Below are 25059 nucleotides of genomic sequence, written 5' to 3' on the forward strand. Positions count from 1 at the left end.
CCCGGCCATCGACGGCCGGGTCAGCCCGAGGAAGAGCTCCCGCACGGGTACGGCGCGAGCCAGGACTCGGAATAGTCCGGCGCCGCCGTCGGTTCGTCCTCCTATGCCCCTCTCCGCAGAATACGAACCCGGCACCAGCGACTGGGCCCGCAAGCAGCTCGACGTCTACGAGGCCTCGGGCGGAACCGAAGGCACCACGCTGAACGGCATGGGCGTCGTGATCCTCTCCACCATCGGCGCGAAGAGCGGCAAGCTTCGTAAGACGCCGCTCATGCGCGTTGAGCACGACGGCGAGTACGCGGTGGTGGCCTCTCTCGGCGGGGCACCGAAGCATCCGGTCTGGTATCACAACATCGTCGCCGAGCCGCACGTGGAGCTGCAGGACCGCACCGAGAAGCACGACTACCGTGCCCGCGAGGTCTTCGGCGACGAGAAGGCGCTCTGGTGGGAGCGCGCCATCGCCGCGTACCCGCCCTACGCCGACTACCAGCTGAAGACCGAGCGCGAGATCCCCGTCTTCGTGCTCACCCGCATCGAGGGCTGAGCCGGCCGGCGCGCGCCAGTGCCACCCTCGGCTTCGGCTCAGGCCTCGCCGAAACCGCTCTCCACGAGGTCGGCGAGGGCGTTCACGGCCTCGGCGCCCGCCGGGTCGTCGCTCGCGATCTCGACGACGCTGCCTTTCGTGAGGCCGAGCGACATGATGCCGAGCAGACTCTTGGCGTCGCGGCCGTTCACCGTGACCTTCGTGTCGAAGCCGCTCGCCAGCTTCACGAACTCGGCGGCCGGCCGCGCGTGAAGGCCGTCCCGGTTCACGATGGTGACCGTGCGCGAGGGTGTTGCGGATGCGCCGGCCCCGCTCTCGGCTGCGGCCCCGGCCTCGAACACCGGCACGGCGGCTATCTCGCCTGACCCCGCGCCGAGGGCGTCCTGCCTGCCTGAGCTCTCCGCTGCCGACTCCCCCGCAGCGACCACGGCGTCGAGGTCGTTTCCCGACTCGGCAGCGACGGCGGCGGCGACACCGCCCTCGACCAGCGGCGCGGAGACGATGCGCACGCGCTCCCGCACCTCTTCGTCGAGGAAGTCCAGCGCTGTCTCGGCGGTCAGGATGGCGGAGCCGAGGTCGCAGAACACGGCGACGCCGTGCCCGGAATCGGCCGCGCCTATCGCCGCGCTCACCTTGTCGAAGCTGGTGCCGATGCCGCCCTGGTCGGTGCCTCCGGCAGCGACGAGCGATGCGGTGCCGGCCATCTGGCCGGCCAGCTCGACGAGCCCGTCGGCGATCTTGGCACTGTGCGACACGTAGACGATGCCGACTTTGCCCGGGGTGCCGGCCATCAGGCGTCACCACTGGCCGAGCGCGCCGCCTCGGCCGCGGCGCGCAGGATGAGCGACGACGACTGCGCCCCGGGGTCGCGGTGCCCGATCGCGCGCTCGCCGAGGTAGCTGGCACGGCCCTTGCGGGCGACAAGCGGCTCGGTGGCCAGTGCCCCCGCCTCCGCCGCGGTCGCCGCGGCGTCGAGGATCTCCGCCTCGGAGCGGCCCTCGGCGGCCGCCGCGGCGGCTGCGTCGACGGCGGGAGTCCAGGCGTCGATCATGGTCTTGTCACCCGACTCCGCCTTGCCCCGCAGCACGATGCCGTCGCGCGCCGCGGTGAGCAGCGCCACGAGCGCCGCACCGTCGAGCTCGGCCTCCTTGCCGACGGCGCCCGCGCCCTTGAGGTAGGCGGTGCCGAGCAGAGGGCCGGACGCACCGCCCACCGTCGAGATGAGAGTGGTGGCGACGAGCTTCAGGGCGTCGCCCGGAACCGCATCGGCGGGGAGGTCGTCGAGCTTCGCGATCACGGCCGTGTAGCCGCGGTCGAGGTTCTCGCCGTGGTCGCCGTCGCCGATCGCGCGGTCGAGGGTGACCAGTTCCACCCGATGCTCCGACACCGCCTCCGCGGTTCGCCGGATCCAGTCGGTCGTCCAGGTGATGCCGAGGCCCATGTTTCTCCTTCTACCTTCCCCAGCGGAGCGCCGCTGTCTGAACCGGCGCGTCGTACAGCTCGGTCAGTTCGTCGTCGAGCTTCAGCACACTGATCGACACACCCTGCATCTCGAGCGAGGTGACGAAGTTGCCGACGAGCGAGCGCGCCACCTCCACCCCGCGGTCGGCGAGCACCGCCGCCGCGTGGCGGAACACGATGTAGAGCTCGACCTGGGGCGTGCCGCCCATGCCGTTCACGAGGAGGTGCACCCTGTCACCCGAGTCGAGCGGCAGGTCGTCGAGGATGGGGCCGAGCAGCCGGTCGACGATGGCGTCGGCGGGCTCCAACTTGATGCGCTCGCGGCCCGGTTCACCGTGGATGCCGATGCCGATCTCGATCTCGTCGTCGGCGAGCTCGAAGCTCGGCTCCCCGGCGTGCGGCACGACGCAGGGCGTGAGCGCGACACCCATGGTGCGCACTCGGGAGTTGACCTTCTCGGCGACGGCGACCACGGCATCCAGGTCGTCGCCGCGTTCGGCTGCGGCACCGGCGATCTTCTCCACCAGCACGGTGCCGGCGACGCCTCGGCGGCCTGCGGTGTAGAGCGAGTCCTTCACGGCGACGTCGTCGTCGACGACGACCGTGCGCACCTCGATGTCCTCGGCCGAGGCGAGGTCGGCGGCGGTCTCGAAGTTGAGCACGTCGCCGGTGTAGTTCTTCACGATGTGCAGCACGCCCTTGCCCGAGTCGACGGCCTTGGTGGCGGCGAGGATGGGGTCGGGGGTGGGCGAGGTGAACACGGGGCCCGGAACCGCCGCGTCGAGCATGCCGAAACCGACGAATCCGCCGTGCAAGGGCTCGTGGCCGCTGCCACCACCCGAGACGATGCCGACCTTGCCGGCGACCGGAGCGTCTTTCCGCACGATGAAGATCGGGTCGTGCGAGACGGTGACGATGTCGCCGTGCGCCGCCTCGAATCCGACGACCGCCTCGTCGACGACGTTCTTCGGATCGTTGATGAGTTTCTTCATTGAACATTCCCTTCGATCGGGCGTTCGTCGCCCGTCACGGGATCCGGTCACCCGGCCATCCATCACAAATCTATACCTGAAAGGTCGCTGGGGATATCGTTGCCTCAAGCCGTTCACCACGGAGGCCACAGCGGGTGGCCGAACAGTGCGAAGGAAGGTCATCGTGGACAATCTCGGAATCGACTTCATATCTGAACTGGTGGGCACCGCCCTGCTGGTCCTCCTCGGCTGCGGCGTCGTCGCGAACGTCGCCCTCGTGCGCACGAAGGGTTTCAACGGCGGGTTCTTGATGGTGAACGTCGGCTGGGGCCTCGCGGTCTTCGCCGGTGTCATCGTCTCCTACGCCTCCGGCGCCCACCTTAATCCGGCGGTCACCCTCGGACTCGTGGCCAACGGCGCGCCGACGTTCGGGTCGGAGGCCACCTCCGTGCCGGTGAACTTCCTGTCGGTCATCGCCTACATCGGCGCGCAGATGATCGGTGCGATCATCGGTGCCGTGTTCGTGTGGCTTGCCTACAAGCAGCACTTCGACGCCGAGCCCGAGGCCGGCAACAAGCTCGGCGTGTTCTCCACCGGGCCCGCGATGCGCTCCTACGGATGGAACCTCGTCACCGAGATCATCGGCACCTTCGTGCTGGTGTTCGTGGTGATCGGCTTCGGCCGCAACGGCGACGGCGGCGGTCTCGCCGCGCTCGGTGCTCTGCCGGTGGCTCTGCTCGTGATCGGTATCGGCGCCTCCCTCGGTGGCCCGACCGGGTACGCGATCAACCCCGCCCGTGACCTCGGCCCGCGCATCGCCCACGCCCTGCTCCCCATCAAGGGCAAGGGCTCCTCCGACTGGGCCTACTCCTGGGTACCCGTCGCCGGCCCCATCATCGGCGGCGTGCTCGCGGGTCTCCTCGCCATCCCCCTCCTCCCCATCCTCACCTGATCCCCAGCGGGCCGGTCCACAGTGACGTGGACCGGCCCGCTGCATCCGAAGCATCCGCAGTAGAAGTCCTCACACCACGAAGGAGTCGTCATGACGGACTACATCATCGCCATCGATCAGGGAACCACGAGCACCCGCGCCATCGTCTTCGACCACTCGGGATCGATCGTCTCGACCGGCCAGAAGGAGCACGAGCAGATCTTCCCCAAGGCCGGCTGGGTCGAGCACGACCCTAAGGAGATCTGGGACAACACCCGCGAGGTCATCGGTCAGGCGCTGTCGAAGGCGAACATCACCCGGCACAACGTGAAGGCCGTCGGCATCACGAACCAGCGCGAGACCGCCGTGGTGTGGAACAAGAACACCGGCGAACCGGTCTACAACGCGATCGTGTGGCAGGACACCCGCACCCAGCCCATCGTCGACCGTCTCGCCGAAGACGGCGGGGTCGAGCGGTTCAAGCCGACCGTGGGTCTGCCGCTCGCGACCTACTTCTCAGGTACGAAGATCGTCTGGATCCTCGAGAACGTCGAAGGAGCCCGCGAGGCCGCCGAGGCCGGCGACCTGCTGTTCGGCACCACCGACAGCTGGGTGCTGTGGAACCTGACGGGCGGCGTCGACGGCGGCGTGCACGCGACAGACGTCACGAATGCCTCGCGAACCCTGTTCATGGACCTCGAGACACTCGAATGGCGCGACGACATCCTCGAGGCGTTCGGAGTGCCTCGCAGCATGCTGCCCGAGATCAAGTCGTCGTCCGAGGTCTACGGCACGGTGCACAGCTCGTCGCTGCTGCGGGAGGTGCCGGTGGCGGGCATCCTGGGCGACCAGCAGGCCGCGACCTTCGGCCAGGCCGCGTTCGGGCCCGGTGAGGCGAAGAACACCTACGGCACCGGCAACTTCCTCATCTTCAACACCGACACCGAGATCGTGCACTCCAAGAACGGGCTGCTCACCACCCTCGGCTACAAGCTCGGTGACGAGCCCGCGCACTACGCGCTCGAAGGGTCGATCGCGGTGACCGGGTCGCTCATCCAGTGGCTGCGAGACAACCTCGGCATCATCTCCTCCGCCCCCGAGGTCGAGGAGCTGGCCAAGACGGTCGACGACAACGGCGGCGCGTACTTCGTGCCCGCGTTCTCCGGACTCTTCGCTCCCTACTGGCGACCGGATGCGCGCGGCGCACTCGTGGGCCTCACCCGCTACGTGAACAAGGGCCACATCGCACGAGCAGCGCTCGAGGCCACCGCATTCCAGACCCGCGAGGTGCTCGACGCGGTGAACGCCGACTCCGGGGTTCCGCTCGAGGAGTTGAAGGTCGACGGCGGCATGATCGCCAACAACCTGCTCATGCAGTTCCAGGCCGACATCCTCGGCGTTCCCGTCGTGCGCCCCGTCGTCGCCGAGACCACCGCCCTCGGCGCCGCCTACGCCGCCGGCCTCGCCGTCGGCTACTGGGCGAACCTCGACGAGCTCCGCTCGAACTGGCAGGAGGATTCCCGCTGGACCCCCGAGATGGACGAGGCCGAACGCGAACGCCAGCTCCGCAACTGGAAGAAGGCCGTCACCAAGACCCTCGACTGGGTCGACGACGACGTGCAGTAACCTCTCCGGCACCGGCGCGTTCGAAACCACAAACGTCGCGCCGACCGCACCCATACGGGCGCAGGTTGGCGCGACGTTTGCGTTTTCGAACAGCTCGCCGCTTTCGGTGCCGTGGTGCGGGTCGAGCGTCGGTGCGGGTCGAGCGTCGGTGCGCGTCTAGCTTCTGGTGGCGGCGATCCACTGGTCGAGCTTGCGGGAGGCGGCGCCGGAGTCGAGGGTGGTGCGGGCGACGGTCATCTGCTCGTCGAGGCGCTCGAGCAGGGGACGGTCGACCTGGGTGGGGTCGAGCGCGAGGCGGTAGGCGGCGAGGCCGGCGGCGGCGTTGAGCACCACCATGTCGCGCACGGGGCCCTGTTCGCCGGCCATCACGCGTCGCACCACATCTGCGTTGAACTCGGCGTCGCCGCCCTTCAGCTGGTCGATCTTCGCGATGGGGATGCCGAGGTCGCGCGGGTTGAGGTCGTGCTCCTTCACCGATCCGCGCGACACCTCCCAGATGTGGCTGTGACCGGTGGTGGTGAGTTCGTCGAGGCCGTCGTCGCCGCGGAACACCAGAGCCGTCGCCCCTCGGGTCTGGAACACGCCCACGATGAGCGGAACCCGGTCGAGGTGGGCGACGCCCACCGCCGACGCCTCGGCACGCGCCGGGTTGCACAGCGGACCGAGGTAGTTGAAGACCGTGGGCACACCCAGCTGTGCGCGAACCGCACCGGCGTTCTTGAACCCGGGGTGGAACTTCGAGGCGAACGCGAACGAGATGCCGGCCTCGTCGAGCACCGCGGCGACCCGCTCGGGCTCGAGGTCGAGATCGACCCCGAGTGCCCGCAGCACGTCGGACGAGCCCGACAGCGAGCTCGCCGCCTTGTTGCCGTGCTTGATCACCGGCACCCCGCTCGCGGCCGCCACGATCGACGCCATCGTCGACACGTTCACCGTGCCGAAGCGGTCTCCGCCTGTGCCCACGATGTCGAGCGCGAACGGGTCGACCTCGAGCGGGAGCGCGTGGTCGAGGATGGCGTCGCGGAAGCCCACGATCTCGTCGACGGTCTCACCTTTGGCATTCAGTGCCACCAGGAAGCCGGCCAGTTGCGCCTCGGTGACCTCGCCCTCCATCACCTGGTTCATCGCCCAGGTGGCCTCCGAGATCGACAGATCGGTGCCCGAGAGCAGCTGGGCGATCAGTGCGGGCCAGGAGAGCGTGTCAGCCATACCTGCGATCTTATGGGCCGAGATGTATACAGACACGCCGGTGATGCCGCGGCAGGACGGCCAAATGCAAAAACGAGCTGTGAATTCGGACATAATGGTCTCTGTGACGAGCAGCTCATTGACCCATTCTCAGAGTGCCCCCATGGTCCAGCGCCCCAACATCGTGGCGGTGGGAACCATCGTGTGGCTCGGCAGCGAGGTCATGTTCTTCGCCGGCCTGTTCGCCATCTACTTCACCCTGAGGTCGACGAACCCCGAGGCGTGGGCCGACCAGGCCACCATCCTCAACGTGCCGTTCGCGCTCGTGAACACGATCATCCTCGTCATCTCCTCGTTCTGGTGCCAGTTCGCCGTCTGGGCCGCCGAGCGCGGGCAGCCGCGCCGCACCAGCTGGAAGCCGCGCGACTGGGGAGTCGTGGAGTGGATGTTCCTCGCCTACGCCTTCGGAGCCATCTTCGTCTCCGGCCAGGTTCTCGAGTACGCCACCCTCGTCACCGAGGGCATCACCTTCGACGGCAACGCCTACGGCTCGGCGTTCTACCTCACCACCGGCTTCCACGCCCTCCACGTCACCGGTGGCCTCATCGCGATGCTCCTCATGATCGGTCGCGTCTACGCGGTCAAGAACTTCGGGCACAAGGAGGCGACGAGCATCATCGTCGTCTCGTACTACTGGCACTTCGTCGACGTGGTCTGGATCGGCCTGTTCCTCGTCATCTACGTGCTGAAGTAGCGGCACCCGGCACAGCCCCATCGACAGTCACCCGAAACAGAGAGTAGAGAGCATGGCCCGCAAGAGCAGGAAAGCCAACAGACGCCATCCCCTGGCAACTGTCGTGCTGATTGCTATCGGCCTGGTGTTCACGGGCGGAGGGTACGCGGTCTTCTCCAGCACCACGACCGCTCAGGCCGACACCTCCAGCGCCTCCAGCCAGTCGACCATCGACGAGGGCGAGAAGCTCTTCGCTGCCAACTGCGCCACCTGCCACGGCATGAGCCTGGAGGGAACGCCCGACGGGCCGAGCCTCATCGGCGTCGGCGCCGCATCCGTCAACTTCCAGGTCGGCACCGGCCGCATGCCGATGGCGATGCAGGGCCCGCAGGCGCTTCAGAAGCCGCCGCAGTTCACCGACGAGCAGACCGCCGCGCTCGCGGCGTACGTCGCCTCCATCTCCCCCGGCCCCGCCATCCCCGACGAGAGCCTGCTGCAGGCCGACGGTGACGCGGCGAACGGTGGCGAGCTGTTCCGCATCAACTGCGCCATGTGTCACAACGTGCACGGTGCCGGCGGTGCGCTCACCGAGGGCAAGTTCGCCCCCGAGCTCACCGGAGTGCTCGCCACGCACATCTACGAGGCCATGCTCACCGGCCCGCAGAACATGCCCGTCTTCAACGACGACAACCTCACTCCTGAAGACAAGCGCGACATCATCACCTACCTGAAGTACCTCGAGGCCAACCCGTCGCCCGGCGGCGACGAACTCGGGTCGCTCGGTCCGGTCGCGGAGGGTCTGTTCATCTGGATCTTCGGCCTCGGCGCGATCATCGGTCTGATGGTCTGGCTCACGGCCAAGTCGAACTAGCCGCCCGATCTCCGTGATCACAGGCACAGCACACCAGCAAGCTCGAAAGGGACAACAATGGCACATGACGAGGTGAGCGGCCCTACAGCCGCCTCCGATTCGTCGGCCGTCGAGACGAGTCGAGGCACATCGACCGGCACCACGGTCATTGCTTCCGACGTCGTGAACCCGGGCGAGCCGCCCCACCGTCACCGCGTCACCGACAGCGACCCCAAAGAGGGCAAGAAGGCACAGCGCACCGTCTACACGCTGTTCTACCTGTCGATCGCGGGCTCGATCTTCGCGGTGGCCGCCTACATGGCCTTCCCGATCGAAGACGGCGCCATCCACGCTATCCGCCTGAACAACATGTTCATCGGCATCGGCTGCACGCTGGCACTGTTCGGCATCGGCCTCGCCGCCGTGCACTGGGGCAAGGCCCTCATGTACGACAAGGAGGGCATCGACGAGCGCCACCCGGTTCAGGGCTCCCCCGAGACCCGTGCGCGCGCCGTGGAGATCTTCCACGAGGCCGACCAGGAGTCGGGCTTCGGGCGTCGCACGCTCATCCGCAACTCCCTCATCGGTGCTCTCATCGCGTTCCCCCTGCCGGGCCTCGTGCTCTTCCGCGGATGGGGCCCGCAAGACCAAGACCCGGTCGAGCTGCTCAGCCACACCATGTGGAAGAAGGGCGCACGCCTCACCCTCGACCCGAGCGGCATCCCGGTGAAGGCCTCCGACGTCACCATCGGCTCGGTGTTCCACATCATCCCCGAGGGGCTCAACGAGCGTCACGACCGCCTCGAGCAGAAGGCCAAGGCGGCTGTGCTGCTCATGCGCCTGAACCCCGACGACCTCAACATCAGCGCGGGCCGGGAGAGCTGGTCGTACGACGGCATCGTCGCGTACTCCAAGATCTGCACGCACGTCGGCTGCCCGGTGGCGCTGTACGAGCAGCAGACCCACCACCTGCTCTGCCCCTGCCACCAGTCGACCTTCGACGTGGTCAACGAGTGCGAGGTCATCTTCGGCCCGGCGAAGCGCCCGCTGCCGCAGCTGCCCATCGAGGTCGACTCCGAGGGCTACCTGGTCGCGTCGAGCGACTTCCACGAGCCCGTCGGCCCTAGTTTCTGGGAGCGTCCATGACCAACACCATCGAACGCACGGATGCGGGGGCTCCCGAGGCCTCGAAGCCCGCTCCGAAGAGCGGTGGTTTCACCGCAGCGGCGGCGAACTACCTCGACGAGCGCACCAGCATCTCGGGTGTGGTGAAGGAGTTCGGTCGCAAGATCTTCCCCGACCACTGGTCGTTCATGCTCGGTGAGGTGGCGCTGTACAGCTTCGTCGTCATCATCCTCTCGGGCACCTTCCTCACCTTCTTCTTCCAGGCCTCGATGGTCGAGACGCACTACGACGGCGCCTGGGTGCCGCTCAAGGGCGTCGAGATGTCGTCGGCGATGGAGTCTGCGCTGCACATCTCCTTCGACGTGCGTGGTGGCCTGCTGGTGCGCCAGATCCACCACTGGGCGGCGCTGCTGTTCATCGCCGCCATCGGTCTGCACATGCTGCGCGTGTTCTTCACGGGCGCGTTCCGCAAGCCCCGCGAGCTCAACTGGGTGATCGGCTTCACGCTGTTCGTGCTGGCCATGGCGGAGGGCTTCACGGGCTACTCGCTCCCCGACGACCTGCTCTCGGGCAACGGCCTCCGCATCATCGACGGCCTCATCAAGGGCATCCCGTTCATCGGCACCTGGACCTCGTTCCTCCTCTTCGGCGGCGAGTTCCCGGGCACCGACATCGTGGGGCGCTTCTACACGCTGCACATCCTGTTGCTGCCGGCGATCCTCGTGCTCTTCCTCGCCCTCCACCTGGTGTTCGTGGTCGTGCACAAGCACACCCAGTTCGCCGGCCCCGGGCGCACCGAGAAGAACGTCATCGGCTACCCGATCCTCCCGGTGTACGCCGCGAAGGCCGGAGGCTTCTTCTTCCTGGTGTTCGGTGTCATCGCGCTGATCGCGTCGTTCTTCACCATCAACCCCATCTGGAACTACGGCCCCTACGACCCGTCACCGGTGTCGGCGGGTACGCAGCCCGACTGGTACATCGGCTTCGCCGACGGCGCCCTGCGTCTCATCCCGCCGGGCTGGGAGTTCGTGTGGCTCGGTCACACCTGGTCGTTCAACATCATCGTGCCCGTGCTGGCGCTCCTGGTGCTGCTCGCCCTGGTCGCCATCTACCCGTTCGTCGAGGGCTGGGTGACGGGCGACAAGCGCGAGCACCACATCCTCGACCGCCCGCGCAACGCGCCGACCCGCACCGCCATCGGTGCCGCGGGTGTCACCTTCTACGCCGGTCTCTGGGCGGCGGCCTCCTCCGACCTGGTGGCCACGCACTTCCAGCTGTCGATCGAGGGCGTCATCCACGTGGTGCAGGCCTGGGTCGTCATCGGTCCGTTCCTGGCGTACTTCATCACGAAGCGCGTCTGCCTCGGCCTGATGAAGAAGGACCGCGAGATCGTGCTGCACGGCTACGAGTCGGGCCGCATCGTGCGCCTGCCCGGTGGCGAGTACATCGAAGTGCACGAGCAGATGGACGAGCACGATCGCTGGAAGCTCGTCGACTTCGAGTCGTACGAGCCGATCATGCTGCGCCCCAACGCGAAGGGCAAGATCACGGGAAGCATGCGCCTGCGCGCCGCCTTCTCCCGCTGGTTCTTCGAAGACCGCATCGCCCCCGTCTCGCAGGCGGAGCTCGAGTCCGGCCACGGCCACCACGGCTCCCCCGCACTCGGCGCCCACGGCGACGGCACCGATCACTCCCTGGAGCAGGGCCCCGGCCTCAAGTAGACCACCCCACTCCCCTAGAGGGCCCGCACACTCCGGTGTGCGGGCCCTCTCTCGTTGGGTAGAACTACTCATCACGTCGGCGGGCGGATGCGCGCGAGGCTGGCCGGACCGTTACCCGTCCACAGAATGTGATCACCATGACCCGCCCGCACCCGACCATCCTGCATCCGATCCTCCGACGAACGGCCATTGCGGTCAGCACCGCCCTGCTGCTCGCTGGGGCACCGCTGCTCTCTGCACCCGTGGCGCAAGCGGCGCCCTTGCCGATCGACACGCCCATCTTCTGTCCGCCGAACATCGCGCAGATCGGCGTGCCGTTCACCCCGTCGACGGGCGTCTACGACGAAGACGGCGGCACGTACACGGTGTCGATTTCGGGTGCGCTTCCCCCGGGCCTCGCGCTCGTCGATCGCAAGGGTCTCGCGCCGATCGTCTCGGGAACGCCGACTCGGTTGGGCAGCTCCACCTTCACCATCACGCTGCTCGACAACTTCGCGCAGACGAAGCAGAAGATCTGCTTCATGGACGTCGTGCCCGCCGGCTCCAAGCTCGAACGCATCGGTGCGACCGACCGCTACGCCGAGGCCGTCGACATCGCCAACAGGATCCTCACCGCGGGTGCCGATCCCGTCGTGTACCTCGCCAGTGGCGAGAACTTCGCCGACGCACTGAGCGCCTCGGGGCTCGCATCCCAGCACGGTGGCGTGGTGCTCCTCAGCACGCGCGACACCCTGCCGCCCAGCACAGCGGAATACCTCACCCGTCGGGCACCGAGCAACGTCGTGGTGGTCGGCAGTGAGAACACCCTCAGCGCTGCGCTCGTCGCGCAGGTGAAGGCGGCCTCCGCCACCTCGACGATCACCCGAATCGGTGGCACCGACCGCTACGAGACGTCGCGAATGCTGATCAGCGACGCGACCCTCGGAGCGATGGCGTCGACAGAACTGTTCGTGGCGAGCGGGACGAAGTTTCCCGACGCACTCAGCGCGAGTCCGGCCGCGGCAAGTCTCCGTGCTCCTGTGCTCCTGGTCGACGGGCATGCTCAGGCGCTCTCTGCTGCAGAAGAGGCCCTCGTCACCGCGCGGGGCGTCAAGCGCGTGACGGTGGTCGGTGGTGAAGACACCGTCAGCCGCGGCCTGAACGACAGCCTGGCCGACACCGCCGGAGCTTCATCGCGCATCGATGGAGTCGATCGCTACGCCGTCTCGGCGCACACCGTCGCAAGGCACTTCCCGGCCACCTCGCCGAGTGACACCGTCTACCTCGCCACCGGCGCGAACTTCCCCGACGCCCTCGCCGGAGGCGCACTCGCCGGCAAGAACCACGCACCCATCCTCCTCGTCAGCAAGAACTGCATGACCAGCGAGGTCGCCGCCGAGATCACCCGCCTCAAGCCCGACCACCTCGTGCTCCTCGGCGGCCCCGACACCCTCGACGCCACCCTCGGCACCCTCCCCCTCTGCAGCTGACACGATGAACCTCCGCCAGGAGCAGCCAGGGCTCGCCCACCTCGCCGTGGCGCGGGCCTTGGTTGCAGGTCACCCACTTTCCTCGTGAACGACTGCATCGACCGCGATGTCGCGCTGCACCTCGGTGCGCTGGCGCCGGCCGAGGTCAGGCTGCTCGGCGGCCCGCTCACGCTCCCCCGATCCCTCGAGGAGCTCACGGTCTGTCGTGGCTGAAGCACGCAATAGCCCACAACGCAGAAGGCCCGCCGCCCCGAGGGGTGGCGGGCCTTCTGGCGAAGCAGCGACTCAGCGGGCGAAGTTGCCCCGGTAGTACTCGTAGACCCAGCCGACGATGGCGACGAGGGTCACCGCGGCAGCGATGAAGCACACCCAGAACCCCACCGCGAGACCGAGCACGAGCAGCGCCCCACCGAACGCGAGGACGATCGGCCACCAGCTCCACGGGCTGTAGAAGCCCATTTCGGGGTCGCCGTCGTCGATGTTCGAGTCGAGACGGTCTTCGGGCAGCTCGCCGCCCTGCGACTTGTGCACCTTGCCGAGGTAGAAGGCGAGGAAGCCCGAGAGGATCGCCGTGAGGCTGATCGCCACGGTGCCGACCCACTCGACCTCGCCGTCGTACCAGATGAGCGACCACACGGTGTAGGCCGTGGCGGCCAGAACCATGAAGACCGCGAGGATCCAGAAGAGATTGGTGTTGACCCGCATGGTCTACTTCACCTGTCCTTCGGCGACGTCGTACGTGGGAGCATCCGGAGCATCCTTCGCCGGGCCGATGCCCACCGGGATGCCCGCCTCGGGGTGGTTGAGGTCGAACGCCGGCGACTCCGAACGGATGCGCGGAATCGACGTGAAGTTGTGCCGCGGCGGGGGGCACGACGTCGCCCACTCGAGCGAGCGCCCATAGCCCCACGGGTCGTTCACCGTGACCTTCGGCGCCTTGCGGGCCGTGATGTACACGTTCAGGAAGAACGGGATGAGCGACGCGGCGAGGATGAACGCACCGATCGTCGACAGCTGGTTCATCCACTCGAAACCGGGCTCGGGCTGGTACGTGGCGTACCGGCGGGGCATGCCGATGACGCCCAGCCAGTGCTGGATGAGGAACGTCGTGTGGAAGCCGATGAACAGCAACCAGAAGTGCCAGTAACCGAGGCGCTCGTTGAGCATCTTGCCCGTCCACTTCGGCCACCAGAAGTAGAAGCCGGAGAACATGGCGAACACGACGGTTCCGAACACCACGTAGTGGAAGTGCGCCACCACGAAGTAGGTGTCGGAGACGTGGAAGTCGAGCGGCGGCGAGGCGAGGATGACGCCGGTGAGACCACCGAAGGTGAAGGTGATCAAGAAGCCGATCGCCCAGATCATGGGTGTTTCGAACGTCACCGATCCACGCCACATCGTGCCGACCCAGTTGAAGATCTTCACACCCGTCGGCACGGCGATGAGCATCGTCATGAGGGCGAAGAACGGCAGCAGCACCGAGCCGGTGACGTACATGTGGTGCGCCCACACGGTGACCGACAGGGCGGCGATGGAGATCGTCGCGTAGATGAGGGTCTTGTAGCCGAAAATCGGCTTGCGGCTGAACACCGGGAACACCTCGGAGACGATGCCGAAGAACGGCAGCGCGATGATGTACACCTCGGGGTGGCCGAAGAACCAGAACAGGTGCTGCCAGAGCAGCACACCGCCGTTGGCGGCGTCGTAGATGTGGGCTCCGAAGACGCGGTCGGCGCCGAGCGCGAACAGCGCGGCGGCGAGCACCGGGAAGGCCATCAGCACGAGGATCGACGTCACCAGGATGTTCCAGGTGAAGATCGGCATGCGGAACATGGTCATGCCGGGGGCGCGCAGCGTGATGATCGTGGTGATGAAGTTCACCGCACCGAGGATGGTTCCGAAGCCGGAGAGGCCGAGGCCGAACACCCAGAGGTTTCCGCCGTCACCCGGCGTGAAGGTGGTCGACGACAGCGGCGCGTAGGCGAACCAGCCGAAGGATGCGGCGCCCTGCGGGGTGAGGAAGCCGGAGACCGCGATCAGCGAACCGAAGGTGAACAGCCAGAACGCGAAGGCGTTCAGACGCGGGAACGCCACGTCGGGCGCGCCGATCTGGAGCGGCATGAGCACGTTGGCGAAGCCCGCGAACAGCGGCGTCGCGAACATGAGCAGCATGATCGTGCCGTGCATCGTGAACAGCTGGTTGTACTGGTCTTTGGTCTGCAGCAGCTCGAGACCGGGCTCGAACAGCTGGGCGCGGATGACGAGGGCCATCACACCGCCGAGGCAGAAGAAGATGAACGAGGCGATCAGGTACATGTACCCGATGGTCTTGTGATCGGTGGAGGTGATCCACTTCACCAGGATGTTGCCCTTGCGGCCCACCGTCTTCGAGGGGGTCGGGAGCGGTGCCGGGGCGCCGCCCGCGGGTGCCACGTCGACTGTTGCGGTCATGGTCGCGTTCCTACTCTTCCTCGTGCGCGGGCGTGCCGATGCCCGGGAGGTTCTGGTTGCGGTCGTACTCGTGCCCGAGCTGGCCTTCGTTGCCGGCGGCGCGCAGCGATGCGATGTAGTCGTCGTACTCCTGCTGGGAGACGACCTTGACGTTGAAGAGCATCATCGAGTGGTACTCACCACAGAGCTCGGCGCACTTGCCGGTGAAGGTGCCCTCGCGCTCGGGGGTGACGTACATGTAGTTGGTCTTGCCGGGCAGCATGTCTTTCTTGTACAGGAAGTCGATGACCCAGAAGGAGTGGATGACGTCGCGAGACTCGAGCTGGATCTCGACGGTCTTGCCGACGGGCAGGTAGAGCACCGGGAGCTCGGACTCGACGAGGTTTCCGTTCGCGTCGTCGGGGTTCTGCTGGCCCTGCACACCGGCGTAGTAGACGTCGTCGTCGACGTAGTTGAAGTCCCACGCCCACTGCTTGCCGAAGACCTGGATCTTGACGTCGGGGTTCGCGTAGGGCTCCTCGATGGCCGCCTGGTCGCGCGCCGTGAAGGCGAAGAAGCCGAGCACCAGGATGAGCGGCACGATCGTGTAGAAGATCTCGATCGGCATGTTGTAGCGCAGCTGGGCGGGGAGACCGGTCTGGCCCTTGCGGCGACGGTAGACCACGATCGCCCAGATGATGAGCGCCCAGGTGACGACGCCGACGACGAGCAGGACGATCCACGAGGTGACCCAGAGGCCGATGACGCGGTCGACGTTGTTCGTCGTGCCGGGCTCCGTGGGGAGCCATCCCTGCAGCTGCTCCTGCGTGCATCCTGCGAGAACAACGGACATTAACGCCGCGATGGGGATCGCGGCCCAGCGGAGACGTCGTCTAGAGCGCACCAGGAACCTTTCGGGAAGCTACACCTCAGTGTATTTGACCTTCTCCTAGCCTACTGTGTCGATTTCCCCGTGGATGCCACAGCCGCGCCCCTGCGGCGTGTGTTAGAGACGCGAAAAGGGCCGTCCCGGAGGGAACGGCCCTTTTCTGAGCGGCGTGTCGCCGCACCTCGGCTCGACGTCAGTGGAACGAGTCGCCGCAGGCGCAGCTGCCGGATGCGTTCGGGTTGTCGATGGTGAAGCCCTGCTTCTGGATGGTGTCTTCGAAGTCGATGGTGGCGCCCTCGAGGTAGGGGGTGCTCATCTTGTCGACGATGACCTCGACGCCGTCGAAGTCGACGACACCGTCGCCGTCGAGCATGCGCTCGTCGAAGTAGAGCTGGTAGATCAGGCCTGAGCACCCGCCCGGCTGCACGGCGACGCGCAGCCGCAGGTCGTCTCGGCCCTCCTGCTCGAGCAGCGTCTTGACCTTCTGGCCGGCCGCGGGGGTGATGCCCACCTTGTGCGCGGGCGCCTCGGCGGGGGCCGAGCCTGCCGCCGTGACGGACTCTGCGGTGATGGTGTCGCTCATCGGCACTCCATTTCGATCGGACGTATGCGGGAAGTCTAACTCCGGCAACCGCGAACCCGGCTCATTCATTCCCGGCCGTCGAGGCCCTGTCGTTCAGGCGCGCCAGAAGCAGAGCCTGGGCCCCGATTGCCCGCTTGAACACCCCGAGGTGCAGCGACTCGTTCGGGCTGTGCGCACGGGTGTGCGGGTCTTCGACGCCGGTGACGAGGATCTGCGCCTCGGGGAACTCGGCGACCAGCTGCGGGATGAACGGGATGGAGCCGCCGATGCCGGCGAGCACCGCGGGCCTCCCCCAGGCGTCGGCCATGGCACGCTCGGCCTCGGCGACGGCCCAGCCGGAGGTGTCGACGAGGAAGGGGCTCCCGGTGTCGACCTCGTCGATCTCGACATGGGCGCCGAACGGGGTGTGCGAGCGGATGTGCTGCGTGACGGCGTCGAGAGCCTCGCGAGCATCCTGACCCGGTGCGATGCGCACGCTCACGCGGAGGGCGACGGAGGGGACGAGGGTGTTCGAGGCGTTCGCCACCGACGGCGCGTCGATGCCGGTGACCGTGAGTGAGGGCTGGTTCCAGAGCCGGGAGAGGATGCTGCCGGTTCCCACCGGGGCGACGCCCTCGAGCAGGCCAGCCTCGGCCCGGAGGGTCTCCTCGGTGTACTCGGGCGTGTCGGCGTCGCGGGTGACGAGCCCGGCGACGGCGACCGAGCCCGCGTCGTCGTGGAAGCTCGCGGCCAGGCGCACGGCGGCCATCATGGCGTCGGGCGCCGCCCCACCGAACATGCCGGAGTGCGAGGCGTGGGCGAGCGTCGTCACCGTGAGCCGGAAGGTGACGTTGCCGCGGAGGCTCACCGTGAGCGACGGCGTCTTCTCGTCCCAGTTGTCGGAGTCGGCGACGACGATCACGTCGGCGGCGAGCCGGTCGCGGTTCTCGCGCAGGAAGTTCTCGAAGGAGCGGGAGCCGAACTCCTCCTCCCCCTCGATGAAGACGGTGAGACCGAGGTCGAAGTCGGGTCCCGCCACCTCGGCGAGGGCGCGCACGGCGGCGAGGTGCGAGAGCACTCCCGCCTTGTCGTCGGCGGCACCGCGCCCGTAGAGGCGGTCGCCGCGCACGGTCGGCTCGAAGGCCGGCGACTCCCAGTCGGCCTCGGCGCCCGGGGGCTGCACGTCGTGGTGGGCGTAGAGCAGCACGGTGGGGCGCCCATTGCGGGCAGGGCGGGTGGCGAGCACGGCGGGCTGGCCGTCCTCGCCGGTGGAGGTGGTGGAGCGGCGCACGTCGACGCTCTCGAACAGCCCGGTCTCGCGGAACAGCGCCGCCACGGCGTCGGCGCTCGCTGCCACATGGGCGGGATCGAAGGCCGACCACGACACCGAGGGGATGCGCACGAGACCCGCCAGCTCGGCGATCGACGACGGCAGGGCCGCCTCCACCGCCGCGAGCACCGCTCGGTCGCGGTCGTCGAGCGCTGTTTCCTGGGAGAACGGGGAATCGGTGGGACCAGTCATGCAGGTAATCTTAAGAGAACGACGAACGAGGACACCGTGGCCAAGAAATCCAGCACCCCCGAACCCGTGATCGAGACTCCCGAGGAGCCTACGGTCGGCAAGGGGCACGCCACCCCCACGCGCAAGGAGCGCGAAGCCGCCAACCAGCGGCCCCTCGTCCCCACCGATCGCAAGCTCGCCTCGAAGGAGGCGCGCGCGAAGATGCAGGTGCAGCGCGACAGGGCCCGCGTGGGCATGGCCAACGGCGAGGAGAAGTACCTCCCGATGCGCGACAAGGGCGCGCAGCGGCGGTATATCCGTGACTACGTCGATGCCCGGTTCAACCTCGGCGAGTTCCTCATCCCCGCGATGTTCGTCGTCATCCTGCTCACCCTCGTTCCCGCACCCGAGGTGCAGGCGGGCGTGATGCTCGGTCTCTACGCCTTCGTGGTGCTCGTCATCGCCGACTGCGTCTTCCTCGGCTGGCGTCTCATGCGCAAGCTCCGCGAGAAGTTCGGCGCCGACAAGCTCGAGCGCGGTCTCCGCTGGTACGCGACGATGCGGGCGTTGCAGTTCCGCCGCCTCCGCCTCCCGAAGCCCCAGGTCAAGCGCGGCCAGTACCCGCAGTAGCGTTCGCCGTAGCGTTCGCCGCCTCCGGTCAGGCGCGCGTCTTGCGCAGGCGCGCCAGCCCGACGTTGATCGACCGCGCCCAGAACGGGCCTCGGTACAGGAACGCCGTGTACCCCTGCACGAGCGTCGCCCCGGCGAGCAACCGCTGGTCGACGTCGTAGGCGGTGTCGACGCCGCCCACCGAGATGACGCAGAGCTCCTCGGGCACCACGGTGCGGATGAGCTTCAGCACCGCGAGCGAGCGGGCCCTCAACGGTTCGCCGGAGAGGCCGCCCGCACCTGCCGACTCGACGGTCGACGCATCCGTCTTCAAGCCCTCGCGCGAGATCGTCGTGTTCGTGGCGATGATGCCGTCGAGGCCGAGCGACACCGCGAGCTCCGAGATCTTCACGACCTCGTCGTCGGAGAGGTCGGGCGCGATCTTCACCAGCAGCGGGGTGGAGCCCGCCTCGGCCTTCACAGCCGAGAGCAGGGGCGCCAGCCTGTCGAGCTCCTGCAGACCGCGGAGGCCGGGCGTGTTCGGCGAGCTCACGTTCACCACGAGGTAGTCGGCCATCGGGGCGAGCGCCCTCGTGCTCTGGAGGTAGTCGTCGATGGCGTCGTCGACCTCCACCACGCGGCTCTTGCCGATGTTGACGCCGATCACCGGGCGGCTCCTGGTGAGCGACCGCACCCGGGCGAGCCGCAGGGAGGCGGCTGCCGCACCCGCGTTGTTGAACCCCATCCGGTTGATGACGGCTCGGTCGGCGACGAGCCTGAACAATCTCGGGCGCGGGTTGCCGGGCTGCGCTCGTGCCGTGATCGTGCCCACCTCGACGTGCCCGAACCCGAGCGCCCCGAAACCGCGGATGCCCGTGGCGTCTTTGTCGAAGCCGGCGGCGAGGCCGAACGGGGTGGGGAAGGTGCGGCCGAGCGTGGTGACCGAGAGGTCGACGGGGGCCTTCGTGAAACGCGCCACGAGGCCTTCGAGCCTCAGCGCAGGAATCGCCTTGATGACCGAGAAGGCGAGGTGGTGCGCGTCTTCCGGGTCCATCCGTGTGAGAAAGTGCCGGAAGAGGAAGTCGTACACGCCTGCCCTACTCTGTCGTCGAACCGGTTGACGACGTGGATGCTCCTGCCGGAGCATCTCCCACGGTCTTGCCCTGCTCGTGCTCGACCCTGAGCAGGGTGATCGCGGCCTCGAAGTCGTCGAGCGAGTCGAAGCCCTGGTAGACGCTCGCAAAACGCAGGTAGGCGACCTCGTCGAGCTCGCGGAGCGGCTGCAGGATGGCCAGGCCGATGTCGTTCGCCTCGATCTGGGCGGCGCCGGACAGGCGCACGGTCTCCTCGACGCGCTGCGCGAGCACGGCGAGGTCGCTGTCGGTCACCGGGCGGCCCTGGCAGGCCTTGCGCACACCGCTGACGATCTTCTCGCGGCTGAACACCTCGACCACCCCGGAGCGCTTGATGACGCTGAGCGAGGCGGTCTCGGTGGTGCTGAACCGTCGGCCGCAGTCGGGGCACTGACGGCGGCGACGGATGGCCAGGCCGTCGTCGGTGGTGCGCGAGTCGACGACGCGGGAGTCGGGGTAACGGCAGTATGGGCAGAACATGGCCTCTCCAGGCTACCCTGCCGCGGCCGATCGGATGAGGCTCGCCAGCACCTCTCGGTCGACGGCGTCGAGTCGCTTGAGGTACAGGCATCCGGCGCCCGTCGAGTGCGGCCCGAGCGCCTCGAGCCGAGGATCGGCACCGGCCTTCTCGTCGTGCACACCGTACAGCGTGAGCGCCGCCTTACGGGGCGCGAAGCCGACGCGGAACCACTCATGGGTGCCGCTGCTGTTCGTGTAGCTCGCCTCTCCGAACCCGACGATCGAGGGGCCCCAGAGGCGGGCACTCAGGCCGGTGACGGTCTCGATGAGCGTGCGGAGCTCGTGCGCTTCGGCGCGCCGCCGGGCATCGGGGACGGCGTCGAGGAACGCGGTGACATCGGCGTCGGAGGGGGTGGTTGCGGGCCCGGGCATGGGCTCAGGATAACGGTGGGGAGGGCGTCGGGGTGGGTGGGGGCGGGTCGAGGTCGACGAGGTCCCAGTGCTTGACGAACAGCGGGAACTTGGCGGTGAGCGTGAACAGCTCGAAGTCGACGAGCTGCCAGGAGAAGACCTTCACCTGCACCCGGCCGCCGAAGGAGAGCACGACGCCGAAGGAGACGTCGACCCCCACCTTCGAGCCGGAGTTGCTGAGCGACGCGCCGAGGGCGACGAGGCCGGAGAGGGCGAACTCGGGGCCGGCCAGTCCGTAGATCTTGGAGGTCACCGCGACCTCCGGGCCCACCGAGAAGTCGCCCGAGAGCTTGAACTCCACGTCGGCCAGCCGTTGCGGCAGGAACGGCGCGTTCGTGATCGACGGGGGCTTCGACAGCGAACGACTGCCGGCCTCGCTGGAGTAGGTGAAGCCCGAGACGTCGATGCGGGTCATGCCGATCGACGGCAGCGTCACCGCAGCCTGCCACTTCATCGTCATCTTCACGGCCACATCGACGGAGTTCGTGATGATGACGGGCACCGGGCCGACGGGAACCGTGAACGTGGGCAGCGTGAAGCCGGCGATCTTGTTCTTGATGGCGTGCTCGAGCGTCGAGGAGAGGAAGACCATGGCGCTCGCGGTGGCCTTCACCTTGGTCTCGATCTTCATCGTGAGCTCGTCGGTGATCACCTTCACCACGAACCACGACACCGAGACGTGGGTGCGGAGGGTGAAGGTGAGCTCGAAGCCGAGCTGCGCGGTGGTCGAGAGCACGAGACCGGCCTCGTTGGTGCGCGTCATCTCGCGGAACTGGTTCTCGAGCAGCGCCGTCGGGTTCTCGGCGGCGGCGGTGAGGTCGCTGAGGCGCGGCGACTTCGTCTCCTTGTCGTAGGAGAGCTTGAGGTTGGCGCTGGAGCGGAAGGAGAGCCCGAAGTCGCTGGGGCCCACGTCGTCTGGGTCGGCGAGGGCGTCCATCCCGTCGGTGGTCGACCGGGCGGCGGCGGGGGCGCCGGGGGCGGCCTCGCCCGGTACGGGCTTCGGGACGATGCCGAAGTCGTCGGGGTTCTCGACCCCGGGGGCATCGAACGCCGGATGCGTCAGGGGCGCCTCGGGGGTCTCCGCGAAGTCGGCGAGGTCGACGGCATCGCCGGAGGCCACGTCGGCGGCCGGGAACCCGGCGTCGACGACCTCGTCGACCGGAGTGGAGTCTGCGTCGGGGGCGGGGGTGTCGTCGACGGCGACCGCGGAGGCGTCGTCGGGCTGAACCGCGACGCTCGTGTCGACCTGCAGGAAGACCTCGTCGAGCTTCGCCGGAACGGTGCGCACACGCCACCGCTCGTCGACCCGGTCGACGGCGGCGACCTGCACGAAGACGCCCTCGGGCGCCGCGTCGGATCGGCCCGAGACGACGATGTCGCCGGGGGCGACGCCGGGGTCGGTGTCGAACCAGATCTCGTCGGCGGCCACCTCGCTGACGGCGGGTGCCTCGTCGGTCTGCGCAGCATCCGAGTCGCCCGCGGCGGAGAAGGCGGAGGCGGCCGCGGGGACGGGGGCGGACGCGGCGGTCGTCGCCCAGGTGCGCCCGAGCGCCGAAGGCTCGGCGCCGGAGGCGACGGCGACGTCGGGGGCGATGACGATGTCGTCGGCGTCGATGGCCTCGACGGCGAGCTGCACGTCGGCTGAGGCCGACCCGCCGGCCCGGTCGTAGACGGTCGCGGCGTAGCGGTGGTCGCCGTCGCGCGGCGCCGATACCCGGTACGTCCAGTTCAGGCGCTCCTCGTCGTCGACGGTGAGGTCGGCCGTGCCGATGACTCCCTCCGGTCCGGAGATCTCGACGCGGTCGACTCCCGCCCCTGGTGTGTCGACGACGCCGGAGAGCTCGACCGATCCGTTCACGCCGAGGTCGACCGCGTCGCCGTCGTCGTGCGAATCGAGGGTGATGGCAGGCGGCGCGGTCTGCGCATCCGTCACCGCGTCGCCGAGGAGGTCACCGAGCGGAAGCACGCGCGCGGTGGCTGCACCGCGACGCAGCTCGATACCGCTGAGACCGTCGGTGACGGGAGTGACCACCAGCTGCGGGCCGGCACCGCCGATCGCGTCGACCACGATGCCTCTGGCCCGGCCCGCAGTGGGGGTGCCGAGGTTCAGGGTGGTGGTCTCCCCCGCGGCCGTCGAGGAGACGAGGGCGATCGAGTAGCGGGCGTCGTCGAGGGTGCCCGCGGCGACCGTGCCGCTCGCGCCGCCGCCGCCCCCTCTGTCGCCGCTCCCGCTGCTCGCACCGCCGCCCGACCCTGCGGCCTCGATGAGGGTGAGGTCGATCGGCGTGGTGCGCCCCGCAGGCACGTACCCGCCGGGCGCGTTGGCGCGGGTGAGGTCGTCGGCGGCGTCGGAGACCCAGCCGCGCACGTCGAGCCGCAGCGAGCCGCTTCCTGCCGCGAGCCGGGCGCGGGTGCCCCCGTCGGCGTCGGGGGTGACGATCGTCGTGACCACCGAGGTTCCGGCGCCGACCGGGATGCTCTGGCCGTCGAGCTCGAGCGTCGTGGCCTCCGAGGCCACCACGGTGGCGGTGGCGTGGACGGCTCGTACGTCGTCGCTCGGCACGCCGCCGACGCCGACCAGACCGATCTCGATCGGCTCCTGACCGAACGACGAGCCCGCGAGCCCCGCGGAGGTGTCGGCGCGGGTGACCGGATGCGCGAGCGCCACCGTACGGCCGGGCGCCGACCGCTCGGGCGCGGCGAAGGCGGCGAGCACCTCGAGGCGCACCGCGACCGGCGCGCTCGACCAGACGGCGACGGCGCCGTCGACCACGGGAAGCAATGCGGCGGTCGACGCGGAGCGTCCGGCGGCGACGGCGAGCACCGGCGCCGCTCCCGCTACGTCGTCGTTCCCCGCGTAGACCGTGAGGTCGGCAGGGGCGCTCAGTGCGCTGATGCGCACCAGCGCGGAGTCGGGCGCCGGTTCGCTCGCAAGGGTGATGCCGAGCCGCAGGTCGACGGTGTCGCCCGGATCGGTGCCCAGCGGTTCGCCGAGCCCCACCTCGGAGTCGACGACAGGGACGAGCGCTTCGGGAACGACGAGGGGCAGGGCGCCCGCCACCGAGGTGAGTGGCGCCAGAGCCGCGCCCGACGTCGAGTCCCTCGGCGTGGCGACGGCGGGGGCTCCCGCCGAGGAGAACACACCGGACACGGCGATCACCGCGCTGACGAGGGCGGCAATCGACCGGCGGCTCATCGCGCTCCCCCGCGCGGCTCCGACTCGGCACCGTCGGGGGAAGCGGATGCACGGGCCGGCATCTCGTTGAGACGGCGGCGTCGGGCGACGGCGACGGCGCCGGCGCCGATCGCGGCTGCGGCGGCGATGCCGAGCAGCAGCCCGGGCACGAGCTCCTGGCCCGTTACGCCCAGCATGCCGGGAGCCGCACCGGCGGCGCTCGACTCCCCGCCACCGGGCGCTGCCGCTTCTCCGGGGCCGGGCGTCTGGCCGGGGTCGGGTGTCGCCGTCGCGGTGGGCGTGGACGTGGCCGTGGGCGTGGGCGTGGCGGTCGGCGGGATCTCGGAGCCATCGGAGCCGAGGTGGAGCCGCTGGTCGCTCGCCGCGAGCACCGTGCCGTCGGCAGCGAAGACCGTGACGGCGAGATCGGGGTCGAGCGCGGCGGTCGTGTCGACGAGGGCGACGCGCAGCTCGATCGTGCCGACGGCCTCGGCGCCGGAGCCGCCGGGCCCGCTGGCGTCGCTGGGCCCGCTGGCGTCGCTGGGCCCGGAGGTGAACCGCGCCTGCGCGTGTGTGCCGAACGTGGTGGGCACGGAGTCAAGGCGCGTCCAGGGACCACCCGGGGTGCGCCAGGCGAGGTCGACCGCCCCCGGCCCGAGACCGGCTTGCTCGAGCTCAATCCACGCCGAGGCGGCGCCGTCCGGCATGTCGAGTGCGAGCTCGACCCTGCCGGATGCTCCACCCTCCGGGTCGGCCACCACGGCCCGCGCTCCCGCCGTCACCGTAGCCCTGGCAACCCCTGCGGCTCCGGCCACACCCCTGGGGCCGACGACCCCACCGACCACCACGGAAGCTCCGGCCACACCTCTGGTGACGACGACCCCACCGACCACCTCGGAAGCTCCAGCCACACCCCCGGTGCCGACGACCCCACCGACCACCACGGAAGCTCCAGCCACACCCCCGATGCCGACAGCCCCACCGACCACCTCGGAAGCTCCGGCCACACCCCCGGTGCCCACGACCCTACCGACCACCCCGGAAGCTCCGGCCACACCCGCAGTGCCAGCAGCTCCACCGACCACCCCAGTGGCTCCGGCGACACCCGCAGTGCCGACGGCCGCAGCGGCGACCGGAGCGATCGTTCCCGCGAGCACCAGCGCGAACGCCGCTGCCGCTCCCGCGAGCGATGCCGCCGTCATCCTGCCGCC

General features: G+C 68.8%; 24 protein-coding genes. 10 read left to right on the forward strand and 14 right to left on the reverse strand.

Annotated features, from left to right (window positions below; all coding sequences use genetic code 11):
* The first annotated feature begins 103 nt into the window (after positions 1-103).
* Positions 104-544, forward strand: coding sequence for a nitroreductase family deazaflavin-dependent oxidoreductase (locus ABFY20_RS10710; protein ID WP_368496242.1), 441 nt, complete (start codon positions 104-106; stop codon positions 542-544).
* Positions 545-582: 38 nt separating this feature from the next.
* Here the strand turns inward: ABFY20_RS10710 and dhaM are convergent, their stop codons facing one another.
* The 3 genes from dhaM to dhaK are packed head-to-tail and all read right to left on the reverse strand — an operon-like array spanning position 583 to position 2997.
* Complete coding sequence (dhaM, locus tag ABFY20_RS10715; protein WP_368496243.1) at positions 583-1335, reverse strand: dihydroxyacetone kinase phosphoryl donor subunit DhaM; 753 nt, start codon at positions 1333-1335, stop codon at positions 583-585.
* The gene (gene dhaL / locus ABFY20_RS10720; protein ID WP_368496244.1) at positions 1335-1985 is read right to left on the reverse strand and encodes a dihydroxyacetone kinase subunit DhaL; all 651 of its coding nucleotides are present in this window, start codon (positions 1983-1985) and stop codon (positions 1335-1337) included. The genes dhaM and dhaL overlap by 1 nt, the downstream gene beginning before the upstream one ends.
* Positions 1986-1995: 10 nt before the next feature.
* A complete protein-coding gene (gene dhaK, locus ABFY20_RS10725; RefSeq protein ID WP_368496245.1) occupies positions 1996-2997 on the reverse strand; it encodes a dihydroxyacetone kinase subunit DhaK in 1002 nt (333 codons plus the stop codon).
* Positions 2998-3157: 160 nt separating this feature from the next.
* On the opposite strand from dhaK, the gene ABFY20_RS10730 reads away from it, so the two are divergent.
* Positions 3158-3928, forward strand: coding sequence for an MIP/aquaporin family protein (locus tag ABFY20_RS10730; RefSeq protein ID WP_368499766.1), 771 nt, complete (start codon positions 3158-3160; stop codon positions 3926-3928).
* Between the two features lie 90 nt (positions 3929-4018).
* Positions 4019-5533 (forward strand): glycerol kinase GlpK, encoded by a 1515-nt coding sequence (glpK, locus tag ABFY20_RS10735; RefSeq protein WP_368496246.1) that lies wholly within the window; start codon positions 4019-4021, stop codon positions 5531-5533.
* 156 nt (positions 5534-5689) lie between these two features.
* Here the strand turns inward: glpK and trpD are convergent, their stop codons facing one another.
* A complete protein-coding gene (gene trpD, locus ABFY20_RS10740) occupies positions 5690-6742 on the reverse strand; it encodes an anthranilate phosphoribosyltransferase (RefSeq protein ID WP_368496247.1) in 1053 nt (350 codons plus the stop codon).
* A gap of 94 nt (positions 6743-6836) precedes the next feature.
* On the opposite strand from trpD, the gene ABFY20_RS10745 reads away from it, so the two are divergent.
* From ABFY20_RS10745 to ABFY20_RS10770, 6 genes are all read left to right on the forward strand, one after another.
* Positions 6837-7475: a heme-copper oxidase subunit III gene (locus tag ABFY20_RS10745; protein ID WP_368499767.1), complete on the forward strand. Its 639-nt coding sequence runs from the start codon at positions 6837-6839 to the stop codon at positions 7473-7475.
* Between the two features lie 52 nt (positions 7476-7527).
* Entirely contained in the window at positions 7528-8325 is a 798-nt protein-coding gene (locus ABFY20_RS10750; RefSeq protein WP_368496248.1) for a c-type cytochrome, read from the forward strand.
* 57 nt (positions 8326-8382) lie between these two features.
* Positions 8383-9450 (forward strand): Rieske 2Fe-2S domain-containing protein, encoded by a 1068-nt coding sequence (locus ABFY20_RS10755; protein WP_368496249.1) that lies wholly within the window; start codon positions 8383-8385, stop codon positions 9448-9450.
* Positions 9447-11150 carry a cytochrome bc complex cytochrome b subunit gene (locus ABFY20_RS10760; RefSeq protein WP_368496250.1) on the forward strand — a complete coding sequence of 568 codons (1704 nt, stop codon included), beginning with the start codon at positions 9447-9449 and terminating at the stop codon, positions 11148-11150. Before ABFY20_RS10755 ends, ABFY20_RS10760 begins: the two co-directional genes overlap by 4 nt.
* 137 nt (positions 11151-11287) lie before the next feature.
* On the forward strand, positions 11288-12619 hold the full coding sequence (locus ABFY20_RS10765; RefSeq protein WP_368496251.1) for a cell wall-binding repeat-containing protein: 1332 nt from the start codon (positions 11288-11290) through the stop codon (positions 12617-12619).
* 84 nt (positions 12620-12703) lie between these two features.
* On the forward strand, positions 12704-12832 hold the full coding sequence (locus ABFY20_RS10770) for a hypothetical protein (RefSeq protein ID WP_368496252.1): 129 nt from the start codon (positions 12704-12706) through the stop codon (positions 12830-12832).
* 72 nt (positions 12833-12904) lie between these two features.
* On the opposite strand, the gene ABFY20_RS10775 is transcribed toward ABFY20_RS10770, so the two are convergent.
* The 5 genes from ABFY20_RS10775 to ABFY20_RS10795 all read right to left on the reverse strand — a co-directional run bounded on the left by ABFY20_RS10775 (position 12905) and on the right by ABFY20_RS10795 (position 18022).
* The gene (locus ABFY20_RS10775; protein WP_368496253.1) at positions 12905-13324 is read right to left on the reverse strand and encodes a cytochrome c oxidase subunit 4; all 420 of its coding nucleotides are present in this window, start codon (positions 13322-13324) and stop codon (positions 12905-12907) included.
* A gap of 3 nt (positions 13325-13327) precedes the next feature.
* On the reverse strand, positions 13328-15070 hold the full coding sequence (gene ctaD, locus ABFY20_RS10780) for a cytochrome c oxidase subunit I (RefSeq protein WP_368496254.1): 1743 nt from the start codon (positions 15068-15070) through the stop codon (positions 13328-13330).
* Positions 15071-15080: 10 nt separating this feature from the next.
* Positions 15081-15953, reverse strand: a complete 873-nt coding sequence (gene coxB, locus ABFY20_RS10785; protein ID WP_368496255.1) for a cytochrome c oxidase subunit II — start codon at positions 15951-15953, stop codon at positions 15081-15083.
* A gap of 178 nt (positions 15954-16131) precedes the next feature.
* Positions 16132-16521 (reverse strand): HesB/IscA family protein, encoded by a 390-nt coding sequence (locus ABFY20_RS10790; RefSeq protein WP_368496256.1) that lies wholly within the window; start codon positions 16519-16521, stop codon positions 16132-16134.
* A 61-nt stretch (positions 16522-16582) separates the two neighbouring features.
* A complete protein-coding gene (locus ABFY20_RS10795) occupies positions 16583-18022 on the reverse strand; it encodes a dipeptidase (RefSeq protein ID WP_368496257.1) in 1440 nt (479 codons plus the stop codon).
* 36 nt (positions 18023-18058) lie between these two features.
* Here ABFY20_RS10795 and ABFY20_RS10800 point away from each other — a divergent pair, with 36 nt between their 5' ends.
* A complete protein-coding gene (locus ABFY20_RS10800) occupies positions 18059-18631 on the forward strand; it encodes a DUF3043 domain-containing protein (RefSeq protein ID WP_368496258.1) in 573 nt (190 codons plus the stop codon).
* Between the two features lie 28 nt (positions 18632-18659).
* Here ABFY20_RS10800 and ABFY20_RS10805 read toward each other — a convergent pair whose 3' ends face one another.
* The 5 genes from ABFY20_RS10805 to ABFY20_RS10825 are packed head-to-tail and all read right to left on the reverse strand — an operon-like array spanning position 18660 to position 25050.
* Positions 18660-19700, reverse strand: a complete 1041-nt coding sequence (locus tag ABFY20_RS10805; protein WP_368496259.1) for a quinone-dependent dihydroorotate dehydrogenase — start codon at positions 19698-19700, stop codon at positions 18660-18662.
* A 7-nt stretch (positions 19701-19707) separates the two neighbouring features.
* The gene (nrdR, locus tag ABFY20_RS10810; RefSeq protein WP_368496260.1) at positions 19708-20223 is read right to left on the reverse strand and encodes a transcriptional regulator NrdR; all 516 of its coding nucleotides are present in this window, start codon (positions 20221-20223) and stop codon (positions 19708-19710) included.
* 12 nt (positions 20224-20235) lie between these two features.
* Positions 20236-20634: a DUF1801 domain-containing protein gene (locus tag ABFY20_RS10815; RefSeq protein WP_368496261.1), complete on the reverse strand. Its 399-nt coding sequence runs from the start codon at positions 20632-20634 to the stop codon at positions 20236-20238.
* Positions 20635-20638: 4 nt separating this feature from the next.
* Positions 20639-23869 (reverse strand): hypothetical protein, encoded by a 3231-nt coding sequence (locus ABFY20_RS10820; protein ID WP_368496262.1) that lies wholly within the window; start codon positions 23867-23869, stop codon positions 20639-20641.
* On the reverse strand, positions 23866-25050 hold the full coding sequence (locus tag ABFY20_RS10825; protein WP_368496263.1) for a hypothetical protein: 1185 nt from the start codon (positions 25048-25050) through the stop codon (positions 23866-23868). Before ABFY20_RS10825 ends, ABFY20_RS10820 begins: the two co-directional genes overlap by 4 nt.
* Between the last annotated feature and the right edge of the window lie 9 nt (positions 25051-25059).

The sequence above is a fragment of the Herbiconiux sp. A18JL235 genome, assembly GCF_040939305.1.
In the GTDB taxonomy this organism is placed as follows: domain Bacteria; phylum Actinomycetota; class Actinomycetes; order Actinomycetales; family Microbacteriaceae; genus Herbiconiux.